This is a genomic window from Aestuariimicrobium kwangyangense DSM 21549, from assembly GCF_000421525.1.
Lineage (GTDB): Bacteria > Actinomycetota > Actinomycetes > Propionibacteriales > Propionibacteriaceae > Aestuariimicrobium > Aestuariimicrobium kwangyangense.
This window is the reverse complement of record NZ_ATXE01000003.1, coordinates 171,543-186,608: the sequence shown is the minus strand read 5'-3', so window position 1 is coordinate 186,608 and position 15,066 is coordinate 171,543. Positions and strand designations below refer to the sequence as shown.

Sequence of the window (15,066 nt, the reverse complement as noted above, 5' to 3'; positions counted from 1 at the left end):
TGTCTTGTCAGCGATCACTCACTCGCCGCGGTTCCAGCCACCGAAGTCGGCGATGCGATCACGGCCACCGGAGTGGTGTGCGCCACCGCGCGGGCCACCGTCGCGGCCGGCCTTGCGGAATCCGCCCCGGTCGCCCGACCTGCGGTCGCCGAAGGAGCGGTCACCGAACTTCTTGCCACCGAACTTCTTGTCACCGAAGGACCGTCCACCGCCACGGCCGGCGCGGGGTGCACGCTTGGGCGGGGCGATCAGGGCGTTGTACTCGTCCTCGCTGATCGCGTCGTGGTCGATGGCGCGGGCGCCGGTCAGTTCACCGAGCAACTCCTCGCCGGGCTCGACGCGGGTCAGGTCACCGGAGACTCCGGCGCCGCTGGCCAGACGCTGCATGGTGCGGCGCTGGTGCGGGAGCACGATGGTGGCGACGACACCCTTCTCACCGGCGCGGGCGGTGCGTCCGGCGCGGTGCAGGTAGTCCTTGGAGTTCTGGGGCGGATCGACCTGCAGCACCAGCGAGACGTCGTCGACGTGGATGCCTCGGGCGGCCACGTCGGTCGCCACCAGCACGGGCACGACACCCTCCTTGAAGGCGGCCAGCACGCGGGCGCGGGCGCCCTGGGTCAGGCCACCGTGCAGGGCACCGGCCATCACGCCGGCCTCGCGCAGCTGGTCGGCGATACGCGAGACGCCCATCTGGGTGCGGGCGAAGATGACGGTGCGTCCCTCGCGGTTGGCGATCAGGGCCGTGGTCTCGTTCTTGTGGTGCGGGTGCACCAGCAGCAGCAGGTGCTCCATGGTCGTGACGCTGGCCTGGCCCGAGTCGACCTCATGGGTCGAGGGGTCGTGCAGGTAGCGCTTGACCAGCGAGCCGACGGCGTCGTCCAGGGTGGCCGAGAACAGCAGCCGCTGGGCGTTGTCGGGAGTGGCGTCGAGGATGGCCTTGACGTCAGGCATGAAGCCCATGTCAGCCATGTGGTCAGCCTCGTCGAGCACGGTGACCAGCACCTTCGACAGGTTGGCCACGCCCTGCTCCATCAGGTCGATCAGACGGCCGGGAGTGGCCACGACCACGTCGACACCGCTCGAGAGCGCCTTGATCTGCGGGCCGTAGCTCATGCCACCGGCCACCAGGGCCAGCGAGAGGCCGAGCGACTTGGCCAGGGGCGACAGCGCGTCGGCGACCTGCAGGGCCAGTTCACGGGTGGGCACCAGCACCAGGCCGGCGGGGGCGTCCTTGAAACCGTTGTTCTGGCTGATGCGGGTGAGCATCGGCAGACCGAACGACAGGGTCTTGCCCGAGCCGGTGCGACCGCGTCCGAGCACGTCGCGACCGGTGAGGGCGACGGGGATGGTGGCGGTCTGGATCGGGAAGGGCTCGGTGATGCCCTGGGAGGTGAGGGTGGCGACCAACTGGTCGGGCAGTCCCAACTGGTGGAAGCTGTCGGTCTCGGTGACGCTGCTCGCGTCGACCTCGACGTCGGCGGCCTCGGACCAGCTCATGATGTCGGCGTCGAAGGCCGCCTCCTCGTCGGGACGGAAGCTGCGCTGCGGGCGATCCTCACGGGGGGCACGGAAGTCGCGATCCTCACGGGTGCCACGATCCTCACGGGGGCCACGGGCCGGACGATCGTCACGGTTCCACGAGCGGCGCTCGCCGTCGGCGTCACGACCCCAGCTGCTCGAACGACGCTCGTCGCGCTCCTTGCGGAAGCGGTCCTTGGCCGGATCGGTCTGGAACTGGCGGGGTCCGCGGGCACCGGCATGGGGACGAGTGGCGTCGCGGTCGTTGAAGTCACGGCGGGGACGGTCGTCACGGTCGTTGAAGTCGCGACGGGGACGATCGTCACGGTCGTTGAAGTCCCGACGGGGACGATCATCGAACTCGCGACGGGGGCCACGGTCACCGAACCGGTCATCACGGGGACGGTCGTCCCGGGCTCGGTCGTCACGGAAGGGGCGATCGTGCTTGCGGTCGGGGCGGGTGTAGGGCTTGAACGGGCCACCACCCTGGGAGCGCTCGAAGCGGTCGGCGGGGCGACGCTCGTCGCGGGTGTCACGCTCGGGACGGTCGCCGCGGGGCTCGAAGCCCCCCTCACGCGACTCGGAACGGTCACGCGACTCGGAGCGATCGCGCGCCTCGAAGCGGTCGCTGCGACCCTCGAAACGGGGCTGTCCACCGCGACGGCGGGGGTCGTGCCCGGCAGCGGCGCGCTGGTCGGTGCTCCAACGCTTCTTGGGCGACCCGTCGGCCTTGAAGGCCTTCGGAGCGCGCGCCTTCACGGGCTTGTTCTTGGGACGATTGTCGAATTTCGACACAGGGGTGCTCACTTCCGAACCAAACGGTTCTGATCTCCCGGCGCGGCGCCGGGCGCACCCGCGCAACCCTTCCGACGTGTCGGACGAGGGTGATCATCGGGGTGCGAATGGTGGGTGCGAACGAGTCGCCCACTGGCGTCAGCTCCAGGATCTCTCCTGCCGCCGCCCACGCAACCATTCGCCTTGACTGGCGCACGTCCGGTTTCGACTGGATGTCCAGCCGGAGGACCGCGCCCTGAGGTGGCCTCGAACTGAGGCTCTGACAACTCTACCGGAGCTCGTCCCCATCTCCAATTCGGGAGGGTTCGGGAGGCCCGGTCACGGTGGGAGGTCACCCACCTGTCAGCGAACGTCACCACCTGTCATCGGACGTCCTCACTGTCATCGAGGGCTCCCAAGTGTCACCGAACGTTCATGGTGCGGAGCGATTCGCGACGGTGGTCCCCATGTCCGCGGCCATAGACTCGTGACGTGCGCGTGGCCATTGTTGCGGAGAGCTTCCTGCCCCAGATCAACGGGGTGACCAACTCGGTGCTGCGCATGCTGGAGCACCTGCGAGCCACCGGCCACGAGGCATTCGTGCTGGCGCCAGCCGATGGCACCAAGACCCCCCGGCACTACCTCGGCTTCCCGGTGATCGCGGTGCCCTCGGTCGGGCTGCCCGGGTATGCCGACGTGCGCGTCTGCGGGGTCACCACCTTCCAGATGACGAAGTTGCTGGCCGACGAGGCCCCGGACGTCGTGCACCTGGCCGCACCCTTCGCGCTGGGATACAAGGTGGCCCTCGCCGCCGCCCACCTGGGGATCCCCACCGTCGGGATCTACCAGACCGAGATCCCCAGCTATGCGGCCCGCTACGGCTTCCCCACCATCGAACCCATCCTGTGGGCCCGGATCCGGCATGCCCATTCCTTGGCCACCCTCAACTTCGCTCCCTCGACCTTCGCGAAGGAGCAACTGGAGAGCCAGGGCATCCCGCGGGTCGGCATCTGGTCTCGAGGGGTCGACTCGGTGCGGTTCGACCCGGCCAAGCGCTCCGAGGCCCTGCGTGCCGAGTGGGCCCCGGCCGGTGAGCGCATCATCGGCTACATGGGACGACTGGCCAGTGAGAAGCGGGTGGAAGACCTGCGCGTGCTCGCGGACCTGCCCCACTCCAAGCTCGTCATCATCGGCGGGGGACCCCAGCGGGAGCAGCTCGAGGGGATGCTGCCGGGGGCCGTCTTCACCGGGCCGATGAGCGGCGAGGAGTTGCCCGTCGCGCTGGCCAGTTTCGACCTGTTCGTGCACACCGGCGAGCTCGAGACCTTCGGTCAGGCCATCCAGGAAGCACTCGCGTCGGGGCTCCCGGTGGTGGCTCCGCGCCGGGGCGGTCCGATCGACCTGATCAGCCCTTCCCGCACCGGCTGGCTGTACGAGCCGGGCGATCTCGAGGCCATGCGCCAGTACGTGGTCGACCTGATCGGGGACGACGCCAAGCGTGCCGCCTTCGCACTGGCCGCCCGCGCGTCGGTGGAACACCGCACCTGGGACTTCATCTGCTCCCAACTCGTCGAGCACTACCGCGAGGCGATCGCGGCCGGGTCCCGGGTCGCGAAGGAGGCGCCCCACCTGCTCCCCTGACGTCGGTCAGCGGTGGGTGAGCCGGGCGATGGTCTCGGGGAACCACTGTGCCAACCGGTCCGGCGGCCAGGGGCCGGGGTGGTCTTCCGCGGTGAGGGCTTGCAGGGAGGCAGCCAGGGCTCCCGCCCACAGGGGCGTGAGTCCGGCAGCCAGGAGCGTGCCGCAGACACCCGCCAGTACGTCCCCCGAACCTGCTTGTGCAGTCCAGGCCGGACCGGCGACGGCCACCAAGGCCTGCCCGTCCGGTGTCACGCAGACCTGCGTGGCTCCCTTGAGCAGCACGGTGGCGCCTGTCTGCCGGGCCGCCTCGTGGGCATGGGCCAACGGGTCGGACTCGACGGTCTGGCGGGCCACGCCGAGCAGTCCGGCCAGTTCACCGGCATGGGGGGTGAGCAGGGACCCCGGGGGTAGCCCCTCACCGAGTTCACCCAGCACCTCGGATGAGATGGCCCCCGCATCGACCACCATCGGCACCCGATCGGCTGCCCGCCGCCCCAGCCGGGCGACTGCCTCGGCCAGGTCGTGTCCGTCGGAGACCGGCCAGCCCGAGCCGACCACCCACGCCTGCACCCGCCCCTCCCCCACGGTGACGCTGGGATGGCGCCGGACCACCTCGTCGGTGACGCGCTGGGGTCCGTTGTGGCGGATCATGCCGGCACCGGAGAACAGCGCGCCGTCGCAACCCAGCAGTCCCGCCCCCGGGTACTGGTCGGACCCGGTGTCCAGGCCGACCACCCCTCGCGAGTACTTGTCGCTGCGCACGCCCGGCACGGGCCAGTGCTCGGCCAGGTCGGAGTGCTCGACTGCATGGGCAACCCGTTCGGGCACCCGCACCCCGATGTCGGCGACCACCACTCGTCCGCACCTCGAGGCCGCGGGCTGCAGCACGTGACAGGGCTTCTCGGCGACGAAGGTGACGGTCGTGGTGGCCCGGAAGCTGGGATGCTCCGCCCCCGAATCGGCCACCAGACCCGAGGGCAGGTCGACCGACAGCACGGCGACGTGGCGGCGGGCGCAGTGCACCGCGAGGGCACGCACATGATCGGGAAGCCCACCGCGGCCGCCGATGCCGGTGAACCCGTCGATCACCAGCACCAAATGGGACCAGTGCTCGGAGTTCGGCGCGAAGGTTTCGGCCTCGTCGTCCCAGTGACGCACCTCGACCCCCTCGGCCGCCAGTGCCCGACCGGTCCGGCGAGCGTCCTCACCGTTGTTGCCCGGTCCGGAGACCACGAGGACGAAACCGTGGGGCAGGCCGACCAGCATCGAACGGGCGACCTCGGTCAGTGCCGTCACCGCGGGTCGGAACAGGTCGCCACCGGGATGGGCGGCGAACCAGCCGTGCTCGGCGGAGCGAATGGATTCGGCAGAGCAGATCGGACGCATCAGAGGGCCTCGCAGACGACGTAGGCGCAGGCCAGACCCGCGTCATGGCTGATCGACAGGTGCACCCGGGTGATCCCCAACTCGGCCGCCCTCGCCGCGACAGTGCCGCGGAGCTCGAACTGCGGTTGTCCACCGTCGTGGCGCACCACTTCGGAGTCGTGCCAGCTCATGCCCGACGGTGCGCCCAGTGCCTTCGCCAGGGCCTCCTTGGCCGCGAATCTGGCAGCTTGGGAGGCGATCGGAACGCGCCGCTCCCCCGGGTTCAGCAGGCGGTCGACGACGCCGGGGTGGCGTTCCACCATGCCCTCGAACCGGGCGACGCTGCACACGTCCATGCCGATGCCAACGATCATGCTGCCAACGTAGTGGCTGAGGCGCACGACCGGTGCCCGGCATCGATGCCACCGCGCGGTCGCGACCGGTGCGCTGTCCTCACTCCTGGGCGTCACCCCCGCCGCCCGTCATGCCCTCGAACAGGCCGAGCTGGTTGCCGTCCGGGTCGGTGAATGCGGCGTACCACGAGGTCTCGTCGATGGCGGTCTTCGGCATCACGACCGATCCGCCCATCTCGGTGGCCTTCGCCAGGGTGTCGTCGATCGAATCCACCTCGACGTAGCCGCGGGGTTGGGTGAGGCTGCCGTCGCGCAGCATCAGGCCGCCGCCCGAGACCTTGTTGGGGTTCTGCCACATGGGGTACCCCTCGAAGCCGGGGTACTCGGCGATGTTCCAGCCGAACAGGGTGCCGTAGAACTTCTTGCCCGCCTCGAGGTCCGAGACGGGGATGTCGGTGTGTGTGATGTCACCGTGGGCCATGGTCGTCCTTCTTCCGTGATGGACGTCGCGACCCCGCACGGAGCCGCTCCGATCCGATGGGCGGACGCGGATGGCGTCCACCCATCACGGTAGGCATCGGGTCCGACAAAAACGCGGCAAACCGGCAAACCACGAGGTCTCCAGCTCGTCGCTCCCCGCGGCCTCCTCCGACGCCGAGGTGCTGCGCCGCCGAGGCGCCCAGAGCGGCGGACGAGACCGTCGGCAGTCGGCGGGTGGGCGGACGAACCCGAGACCCACCCACACCTCACTCCACCGTGACCGACTTGGCCAGGTTGCGGGGCTGGTCGACGTCGTGGCCCTTCTGGGTGGCCAACTCGCAGGCGAACACCTGCAGGGGAATCGTGGCCACCAGCGGCTGCAGCAGGGTCGACACCTTCGGCAGCTCCACCAGCGTGTCGGCGTAGGGGGCGACGACCTCGTCCCCCTCCTCGACCAGCACGATGGTGCGGGCACCGCGGGCTCGGATCTCCTGGATGTTGGAGACCACCTTGTCGTGCAGTTGGTCCCGTCCGCGGGGCGGCACCACGACGAACACGGGCAGACCCTCGTCGATCAACGCGATCGGTCCGTGCTTGAGCTCCCCGGCGGCGAACCCCTCCGCGTGGATGTAGGCCAGCTCCTTCAGCTTCAGCGCCCCCTCGAGCGCCACCGGGTAGCCGACGTGACGTCCCAGGAACAGCACCGAGGGCACGTCCTTGAACTGGGCGGCCAGGTCGAGCACCTGCTGGGAGTTGTCGAGCACCTGCTGCATCTTCTGCGGCATCGAGTCGAGCTCATTCATCACGGCCCTGATCTCGTCGCCGTACTTCATGCCGCGCACCTGCGCCAGGTAGAGGCCCAGCAGGTAACAGGCGACCACCTGGGTGGTGAACCCCTTGGTCGAGGCCACCCCGATCTCCGGGCCCGCGTGGGTGTAGATGACAGCGTCCGATTCGCGCGGGATGGTGGCGCCATTGGTGTTGCAGATCGCGATCACCTTGGCGTGCTGCTCGCGGGCGTGACGGATCGCCATCAGTGTGTCGGCCGTCTCGCCTGACTGGGAGATGGTGACCACCAGTGTCATCGGGTCGATGATCGGGTCGCGGTAACGGAACTCCGAGGCGATCTCGACCTCGCACGGAATGCGGGTCCAGTGCTCGATGGCGTACTTGGCGACCAGACCGGCGTAGAAGGCCGTGCCACACGCAACGATGACGATCTTGTTGATCCGGCGCAGTTCCTCGGGGCTGATCCGGATCTCGTCCAGGGTCAACTCGCCGCGGCTGTTCCAACGTCCGAGCAGGGTGTCGGCGACCGCCTGCGGCTGCTCGAAGATCTCCTTGCGCATGAACCAGTCGAAGCCCTGCTTCTCGGCCGCCGAGAGATCCCAGTCGACGTGGTACGGCTTGCCCTCGGACTGGTTGCCGGCGAAGTCGGTCACCACCACCTCGTCCGGGGTGATCTCGACCACCTGATCCTGGCCCAGCTCGATGGCGTCACGGGTGTGCTCGATGAAGGCAGCGACGTCCGAGGCGAGGAAGTTCTCCCCGTCCCCTCGTCCGACCACCAACGGTGAGTTGCGACGGGCAGCGACCACCCGGTCAGGGTCGTGGGTGTCGATGGCGACCAGGGTGAAGGCGCCCTCGAGCCGGTTGACCACATTGCGCATGGCGTCGCCGAGTGACCCGGCGCTTTCGACCTCGAGACCCAGCAGCTGGGCAGCGACTTCGGTGTCGGTCTGGGAGTGGAACGCGATGCCCTGCTCCTCGAGTTCGGAGCGCAACTGCGCGAAGTTCTCGATGATGCCGTTGTGCACGAGCGCGACGCGCCCGTTGTCGCTCAGGTGGGGATGGGCGTTCTCGTCCGTCGGGCCGCCATGGGTGGCCCACCGGGTGTGACCCACGGCGTGCCTGCTACCCGGCAGCGGGCGTTCGGCCAGCTCGGCCTCGAGGTTGGCGAGCTTGCCGGACTTCTTGGCCGACGACAACTGCCCCCCGGACTCCACCGCGATGCCCGCGGAGTCGTAGCCTCGGTACTCGAGGCGACGAAGTCCTTCAATGACTACTTGCTGGGCGTCTTGGCGGCCCACATATCCGACGATTCCACACACATCAACAAACGTACAGACAGGTTGAGCGATTGACCAATCCGCCGCCCCGTGTGACTCTTGCCGCCATGCAGTCCACGCTCACCCCGAGCCCGTACCTCGAGATGACCCGCGCCGAGTGGGCTGATCTGGCCGACCACACCGACATCGACGTCGACGCCGACACCCTCGCGCGGCTGCGGGGGCTCGGGGACCCCACCAGCCAGCATGACGTACGTGAGGTCTACATTCCCCTCACCCAGTTGATGCACCTGCACATCAAGCACACGGGCCACCTGTACCGCGCGAGCAACGCCTTCCTCGACCGCTCCGTAGGACGAACCCCGTTCGTCATCGCCGTGGCCGGGTCGGTGGCCGTCGGCAAGTCGACCACAGCCAGATTGCTCAAGGAGTTGCTGGGCCAGGCGCCCGGCCACCCACGCGTCGAGTTGGTCACCACGGACGGGTTCCTGCACCCGAACGCCGTGCTCGAGGAACGAGGCATCCTCGACAAGAAGGGCTTCCCCGAGTCCTACGACCGCCGGGCCCTGCAGCAATTCGTGATGGACGTGAAATCGGGCCTGCCGGAGGTCGGGGCACCGGTCTACTCGCACCAGATCTACGACATCGTCCCCGGTCAGCAGACCGTGGTGCGACAGCCCGACATCCTGATCATCGAGGGACTGAACGTGTTGCAGCCCGCGCGTCGTCACTCCGACGGCCGCGTCGGGCTGGCATTGAGCGACTTCTTCGACTTCTCGGTCTATGTCGACGCGGAGGACGACCACATTCGGGCGTGGTTCGTGGAACGTTTCCTGGCCTTGAGACAGACAGCATTCCAAAAGCCCGATTCGTTCTTCGCGCGTTTCGCCTCGATGGGGGTCGACGAAGCAGTGCGGTTCGCCCACCAGGTCTGGGACGAGATCAACGGCCCCAATCTCGAGGCGAATGTGCGCCCCACCAGGGAACGCGCCACGGTCATCCTGCGCAAGAGTGCCGACCACTCGATGGAGTCGGTGCGGATCCGGAAGATCTGAGCTGGCCCTGCTTGACGCCGCGTGAGCCTGGCTGCCGGGTCATCCACCATGACTCAGAGCCCGGCGCCTGCTTTTGGACGAGCCACGACCAGCAGGAAGAACATCGACGCCAGCGCGCCCAGCAGGAACATGAGCGCCGGGCCGAAGGCGCTGCCCTCGCCGAACAGGGCGACGATGGGCGGCGAGATCGAGAACGACAGGCTCATCGTGAGTCCCAGCACGGCCGAAGCCGTGCCGGCGTACTGGGGAACCTCGGCGCTGGCCAGTGCTCCACCGTTGGGTCCGATCAGGCCCTGACCTGCCATCAGCAAGAAGAAGCTGGGCAGCAGGAACGTCCAGTGTGCGTTGAACCACACCGCTCCGGTCATCATGATCAGCGACCCGACCAAGGCCATCGACTGTCCGGTGAACATCACCTTGCGGGTGTTCACGCGGGTGGCCAGCCGGGCAGCCAGCAGGGTCATGATCATCATGCCCCCGGCATTGGCCGCGAAGTCCACCGAGTAGGTCATCGGAGACAGGCCGTTGCGCACCTGGATCAGGATGGGCGAGCTCGCGACATAGGCGAACAGGGCGACGCCGGTGGCAGCGTTGGTCAGCATGTATCCGACGAATCGACGGTTGGCGAGCACCACCCGGGAGTTGCGGACGAAGGCCTGAAGTCCTCCCCCGTGACGCTTCGCGGGTGGCAGTGACTCGGGAATGACGAGCAGTGCGGCGAGGAACATGACGATCGTCAGCACCGCGATCAGCCAGAAGGCGTTGCGCCACACCGAGAAGCGCAGGATGAACGCCCCGATCAGCGGCGCGATCATGGGCGCGAGCGCGCCGACGCCCATCAGCACGTTCATGACCCGCACCAGTTGGCTTCCGTGCGCCAGATCGACGATGACGGCTCGTCCGATCACCATCGCCCACCCGGCGCCCAGGCCCTGGAAGAACCGGGCGACGAGCATGATGCCGATCGTCGGCGCCATGGCACAGATCACCGAGGCGACCAACGTGACCACCGTGCCCACCAGCAGCGGACGCTTGCGCCCGATCTGGTCGGAGACGGGACCACCGATCAGCTGGCCCAACCCCATGCCGAGGAAGAAGGTGGTCAGCGTCAGCTGCACCGACCCGATGCTCGCGCCGAGGTCGGCGGTGACGTGGGGGAACGCCGGCACGTACATGTCCGTGGCCAGGGGGCCGACCGCACCCAGCAGCACGACGGCGGCGATGAGCAGCGGGGTGACGGTCTTGGCGTGACCCGCATTGGACATGAAGGGTCTCGCGGTGATGGCTGTCGCGCCCATGGTGGTCCCCTTGTGGTGGCTGTGGTGGGTGGCAGGGCTGACGCCCATCCGTTCCAGTGAACGTGCACTCCAGTGAACAGGCATTCAGTTCGATGGGGCAACGCCACAGGGGGGTGCCGTTGTTCCCCCTCAGAGGTGTGATCTGAGGTCTGGCACGTGCACGGTTGTCACCGCGTCTTTCGCCGGGCTCCCCGCCGTGGGGGTCAGATGCTGACGCGCGCCTTGACGAGTTCGGCCAACCGCTGGGCGATGCCCTCGGCCCGGTCGTGGGTGTCGGCCTCGACCATGACCCGCACCAGCGGTTCGGTTCCCGACGGGCGCAGCACCACTCGTCCACTGGTACCGAGATCGTGGTTCGCCGCGGCCACGGCCGACTGGATTTCGGTGTCGATACCGGCCCGCAACTTGTCGACGTCCTTGACGTTGATCTGCACCTGCGGGAGGCGTGTCATCACGCCCGCCAGTTCGGCCATCGACTTGCCAGTGGTGGCCATGCGGGCAGCCAGGTGGAGCCCGGTGAGCACCCCGTCGCCCGTGGTGGCGAACTCGCTCATGATCACGTGCCCCGACTGCTCACCGCCCAGGGTGAAGCCGTTGGCGTTCATGGATTCGAGCACGTACCGGTCGCCCACCTTGGTCTGGTCGACGCGGATGCCGTGCTCGCGCATGGCATTCACGAAGCCGAGATTCGACATGATCGTCGCCACCACCGTGTCGGAGGCCAGCTTGTGCTCCTCCTTCAGCCCGAGGGCGAGGATCGCCAGGATCTGGTCCCCGTCCACGAGCTGGCCGGTCGCGTCCACGGCCAGGCAGCGGTCGGCGTCCCCGTCGAAGGCGAGCCCGAGGTCGGCGCCGTTCGCGACCACCGCGGCCTGCAGGTCACCCATGTGGGTTGACCCGCAGTTCTCGTTGATGTTGAGCCCGTCGGGGGCGTTGTGGATGGCGACGACGCGTGCGCCCTGGGTCTCGAAGGCGTCCTTGGCGGTCGCGGACGAAGCCCCGTTGGCCGTGTCGATGACGATGGTGAGTCCGTCGAGGCTGGTGCCGTCGATGGAGGCCACCAGGTGCGCCACGTACTCCTCGATGGCCCCCAGATCCGAGGTGACGCGTCCGACCTGGTCGCCCACCGGACGCTGCCAGTCCTCCCCCATCCGCTGCTCGATGGCGTCCTCGAGGGTGTCGTCGAGCTTCACGCCGCCGCGGCTGAAGAACTTGATGCCGTTGTCGGGCATGGGGTTGTGCGAGGCGGAGAGCATGACGCCGAGGTCGGCGTTGTGGGAGTTGACCAGGAAGGCCACCCCGGGGGTCGGCACCACGCCCACCCGGACGACGTCGATTCCCGCGGAGGCCAGACCGGCGATGACGGCCGCCTCGAGGAACTCACCGCTGGCGCGGGGGTCTCGCCCGACCAACGCCTTGGGGCGCCGTCCGCCGAAGAATCCCACCTCCCCGAGGACGTGAGCCGCGGCGACCGAGAGGTCGAGGGCCAGTTCGGCGGTCAGGTCCTGGTTGGCCTTGCCGCGCACACCGTCAGTTCCGAAGAGTCGTGCCACGGGTGCCACCCTAGCCGGGATTGGCCCCGCAAGATTCGCGCAGCAGGGTTGCTCGGACGATCCGGCGGGCCGCCGGGCGGACGGATCCTAGACTGGTGACCCGTGAGCACCTCTGACCTCGAGACCGATGACGAGATGCGCTTCCACTCCCGGCGGTGGGTGCGTCCCGAAGATCTCAACGCCAATGGGACGTTGTTCGGCGGCAGCCTGCTGAAGTGGATCGACGAGGAGGCCGCGATCTACGTGATCGTGCAGTTGGGCAACGAGCGCGTCGTCACCAAGTACATCTCCGAGATCAACTTCGTGGCCTCTGCCTGGCAGGGCGACCTCGTCGAGATCGGGTTGATCCCCACCCACTTCGGGCGCACCAGCATCACCCTGCGGGCGGAGGCCCGCAACATGATCACCCGCGAGACCCTGCTCACCATCGACTCCATGGTCTTCGTGAACCTGGACGAGGACGGGCACCCCAAGCCGCACGGGTATTCATCCATCACCTTCGACCGCGACCGGATCCCGGTGCGCTACGGACCCATCCCAGACCGAAAGCTGCACTGAGCCAGTCGGACGAGGGGTGCCTCACTCGACCGGACGAGTGCCAGCAACTGCTGCACCACCAGGTCTCGGTTGAGGCGGAGGTCGGAGGGTGTGTAGTGGAGCACCGTGTAGCCGGCGGCCGAGAGTCGGTTGTGGCGGGCCCAGTCGCTCTCACGCTGTTCACCCGGGCCGTGGTGCTCGCGGCTCTGCAACTCGAAGATGGTGCGTGACCCCTCGAACAGGGCATCGGGGTGGTAGCGGCGCCCGTCGATGAGCAGCAGCGGGTTGGCCTTCCAGCGCCGGAACCCGGCTTCGGTCAGGAACTGGTGGCTCTCGAGTTCGGCGGCCGACCACGGGTTGGTACGCATCAACCTGGCGGCATCCACCCAGGCCGACTGGTGCCCGACGGGCGCGGACGCAGCTGCTCGCTGCAGACCGGCGGGTGTGAAGGCATTCTGCCTCAAGCCGTTGAAGAGCGGTTCGAGGTCTCCGTGGGCGGCGCCGACCAAGGCAGCAATGGGGTGTCTGAGGAAGAGAACATCACCGCGCCAGACGAGGTGCCCCGGTCGCCGGGGCAACGTGGCGACCCGTAACCAGGAGGGCACCTGCCCGCGCAGGCGGGTGAGAGCCACGTCGATGTGGGTGACCTCCGCCGACTCCCAGTAGGTGAGCCGCGCCGCCACCCGCCCGGCCAGGGCTGCATCCGGGCGCCAGAGGCGGACGGCCCGCAGTCGCACCCTCCAGTCGGACTGCTGAGCACTGACCACCGCGATTCCACGCAGCGGCACCACGAGTTCCCCGGCGTCCTCATGGCGCCGGATGGAGTGGCTCAGGCGTGGGTGGTCGCTGATGCGGATCACACCGCCTTCCTGGCGCAGCACCTCCCGGAGTTCGCGATCGGACGGGCGGCAGCGCTGCCGGGTGGGGTCGGGTGACATGCATCGATTGGGCCACGGTGGGGCGGCGGGGACGGACGAGGCCCGGATTCTGTGGACAACTCCCACGACACGCCCCGAGATCGGGCCCCTTGTGGACAACCAGGACCCGTTTCGCGGCTCGTGGGGATCTCGTCCCGAGATTCCGCGCAAGATGGGGCACGCCAGCGGGCTGCTCGCCACGCCACGTGACGGATGTGCCTCTCACGTGCCCCATTCGGCGTGGAACCCGGGGGTCCCCCCGCCGCGGGTCACGAGATCAGCGACATCCGGGGGGAACCGCCCTACCCCGGAAACGCACTCGGCCCCGGATCCACGAGGGATCCGGGGCCGAGTGACGACGTCAGCGCGTCGAGCAGATCAACGCTTCGAGTACTGAGGAGCCTTGCGGGCCTTCTTGAGACCAGCCTTCTTGCGCTCCTTGATGCGGGAGTCGCGGGTCAGCAGTCCGGCCTTCTTCAGCACGGCGCGGCTGGCCTCGAGGTCGACACCGTTGAGCGCGCGGGCGATGCCCAGGCTCAGGGCGCCGGCCTGACCGGTGATGCCGCCTCCGTGGATGCGGGCGATGATGTCGTAGGAGCCCTCGACACCGGCCACCACCAGGGGCTGGCTGGCGATCTGCTGGTGCACCTTGTTCGGGAAGTACTCCTCGAGGTTGCGACCGTTCACGGTCCACTGTCCCGAACCGGGCACGAGGCGCACGCGGGCCACGGCCTCCTTGCGGCGACCGGTGCCACCTCCGGCGGCGATCACGGCCGGACGCGAGGCAGCGCCCGAAGCGGCGGCAGCGTTCGAGTCGGACCGGTAGGCGATCTCGCGATCGTTCTCGTCGACGAAGGTGGTCTCCTCGGCGTCGAAGTTCTCGTCAAGCTCAACGTTCTCAGACACGGTCATTCCTTGGCTCACTTGGCGGTCTGCGAGATCTGGGTGATCTCGTACGGCTGCGGCTGCTGGGCAGCATGGGGGTGCTCGGGGCCGGCGTAGACCTTGAGCTTGGTGATCTGCTGACGGGCCAGCTTGTTCTTGGGCAGCATGCCCCAGACAGCCAGCTCGACGGCCTTGCGCGGGTCACGGGCGAGCAGTTCGCCGATGGGGGTCGCGGTCAGACCACCCGGACGACCCGAGTGGCGGTAACGCATCGAGTCGGTGGCCTTCTGGCCGGTGAGGGCGATCTTGGAAGCGTTGACGATGACGACGAAGTCGCCGGTGTCGACGTGCGCCGCGAAGGTGGGCTTGTGCTTGCCGCGCAGCAGGGTGGCCGCAGTAACAGCCAATCGACCGAGAACGACGTCCTCGGCATCGATCACATGCCAGTTCCGGGTGATTTCGCCCGGCTTGGGAGTGTAGGTAGACACGGTCGCGGACCATCTTCCATAGAGTTGCTTGTACAGGACCTGCAGCGCGGGCCGCGAGCTCAGCCAGAGCGAGCAGGCATGCCGATGCGCAACAGCGTCTTAGGCTACCCCGCCAGCGCGCTGGCCTCCAAAT

At 68.3% G+C, this 15,066-nt stretch carries 13 protein-coding genes; 3 read left to right on the top strand and 10 right to left on the bottom strand.

Going from position 1 to position 15,066, the window contains the following annotated elements:
* Nucleotides 1-18: 18 nt before the first annotated feature.
* Nucleotides 19-2,313, bottom strand: coding sequence for a DEAD/DEAH box helicase (locus tag H507_RS18295; RefSeq protein WP_022910733.1), 2,295 nt, complete (start codon nucleotides 2,311-2,313; stop codon nucleotides 19-21).
* A gap of 471 nt (nucleotides 2,314-2,784) precedes the next feature.
* Here H507_RS18295 and H507_RS16260 point away from each other — a divergent pair, with 471 nt between their 5' ends.
* Nucleotides 2,785-3,933: a glycosyltransferase family 4 protein gene (locus tag H507_RS16260; RefSeq protein WP_022910732.1), complete on the top strand. Its 1,149-nt coding sequence runs from the start codon at nucleotides 2,785-2,787 to the stop codon at nucleotides 3,931-3,933.
* Nucleotides 3,934-3,939: 6 nt separating this feature from the next.
* On the opposite strand, the gene H507_RS0110820 is transcribed toward H507_RS16260, so the two are convergent.
* The 4 genes from H507_RS0110820 to glmS form a co-directional block, all read right to left on the bottom strand.
* Complete coding sequence (locus H507_RS0110820; protein ID WP_022910731.1) at nucleotides 3,940-5,319, bottom strand: bifunctional ADP-dependent NAD(P)H-hydrate dehydratase/NAD(P)H-hydrate epimerase; 1,380 nt, start codon at nucleotides 5,317-5,319, stop codon at nucleotides 3,940-3,942.
* Nucleotides 5,319-5,672: a holo-ACP synthase gene (locus H507_RS0110815; RefSeq protein WP_026378102.1), complete on the bottom strand. Its 354-nt coding sequence runs from the start codon at nucleotides 5,670-5,672 to the stop codon at nucleotides 5,319-5,321. The genes H507_RS0110820 and H507_RS0110815 overlap by 1 nt, the downstream gene beginning before the upstream one ends.
* 79 nt (nucleotides 5,673-5,751) lie before the next feature.
* Nucleotides 5,752-6,132, bottom strand: a complete 381-nt coding sequence (locus H507_RS0110810; RefSeq protein WP_022910729.1) for a VOC family protein — start codon at nucleotides 6,130-6,132, stop codon at nucleotides 5,752-5,754.
* A 265-nt stretch (nucleotides 6,133-6,397) separates the two neighbouring features.
* A complete protein-coding gene (gene glmS / locus H507_RS0110805; protein ID WP_022910728.1) occupies nucleotides 6,398-8,242 on the bottom strand; it encodes a glutamine--fructose-6-phosphate transaminase (isomerizing) in 1,845 nt (614 codons plus the stop codon).
* A gap of 65 nt (nucleotides 8,243-8,307) precedes the next feature.
* Here glmS and coaA point away from each other — a divergent pair, with 65 nt between their 5' ends.
* Nucleotides 8,308-9,255 carry a type I pantothenate kinase gene (gene coaA / locus H507_RS0110800; protein ID WP_022910727.1) on the top strand — a complete coding sequence of 316 codons (948 nt, stop codon included), beginning with the start codon at nucleotides 8,308-8,310 and terminating at the stop codon, nucleotides 9,253-9,255.
* 53 nt (nucleotides 9,256-9,308) lie between these two features.
* Here coaA and H507_RS0110795 read toward each other — a convergent pair whose 3' ends face one another.
* Nucleotides 9,309-10,601, bottom strand: coding sequence for a multidrug effflux MFS transporter (locus H507_RS0110795; RefSeq protein WP_022910726.1), 1,293 nt, complete (start codon nucleotides 10,599-10,601; stop codon nucleotides 9,309-9,311).
* A 155-nt stretch (nucleotides 10,602-10,756) separates the two neighbouring features.
* The gene (gene glmM, locus H507_RS0110790) at nucleotides 10,757-12,106 is read right to left on the bottom strand and encodes a phosphoglucosamine mutase (protein WP_022910725.1); all 1,350 of its coding nucleotides are present in this window, start codon (nucleotides 12,104-12,106) and stop codon (nucleotides 10,757-10,759) included.
* A gap of 102 nt (nucleotides 12,107-12,208) precedes the next feature.
* Between glmM and H507_RS16255 the strand changes: the two genes are divergently transcribed.
* On the top strand, nucleotides 12,209-12,664 hold the full coding sequence (locus H507_RS16255) for an acyl-CoA thioesterase (RefSeq protein WP_022910724.1): 456 nt from the start codon (nucleotides 12,209-12,211) through the stop codon (nucleotides 12,662-12,664).
* Here H507_RS16255 and H507_RS0110780 read toward each other — a convergent pair.
* The 3 genes from H507_RS0110780 to rplM form a co-directional block, all read right to left on the bottom strand.
* Complete coding sequence (locus H507_RS0110780) at nucleotides 12,631-13,581, bottom strand: DUF559 domain-containing protein (RefSeq protein ID WP_022910723.1); 951 nt, start codon at nucleotides 13,579-13,581, stop codon at nucleotides 12,631-12,633. The two genes, H507_RS16255 and H507_RS0110780, sit on opposite strands and share 34 nt — an antisense overlap.
* Nucleotides 13,582-13,938: 357 nt before the next feature.
* On the bottom strand, nucleotides 13,939-14,472 hold the full coding sequence (gene rpsI / locus H507_RS0110775) for a 30S ribosomal protein S9 (protein ID WP_022910722.1): 534 nt from the start codon (nucleotides 14,470-14,472) through the stop codon (nucleotides 13,939-13,941).
* An 8-nt stretch (nucleotides 14,473-14,480) separates the two neighbouring features.
* Nucleotides 14,481-14,933 (bottom strand): 50S ribosomal protein L13, encoded by a 453-nt coding sequence (rplM, locus tag H507_RS0110770; protein ID WP_022910721.1) that lies wholly within the window; start codon nucleotides 14,931-14,933, stop codon nucleotides 14,481-14,483.
* Between the last annotated feature and the right edge of the window lie 133 nt (nucleotides 14,934-15,066).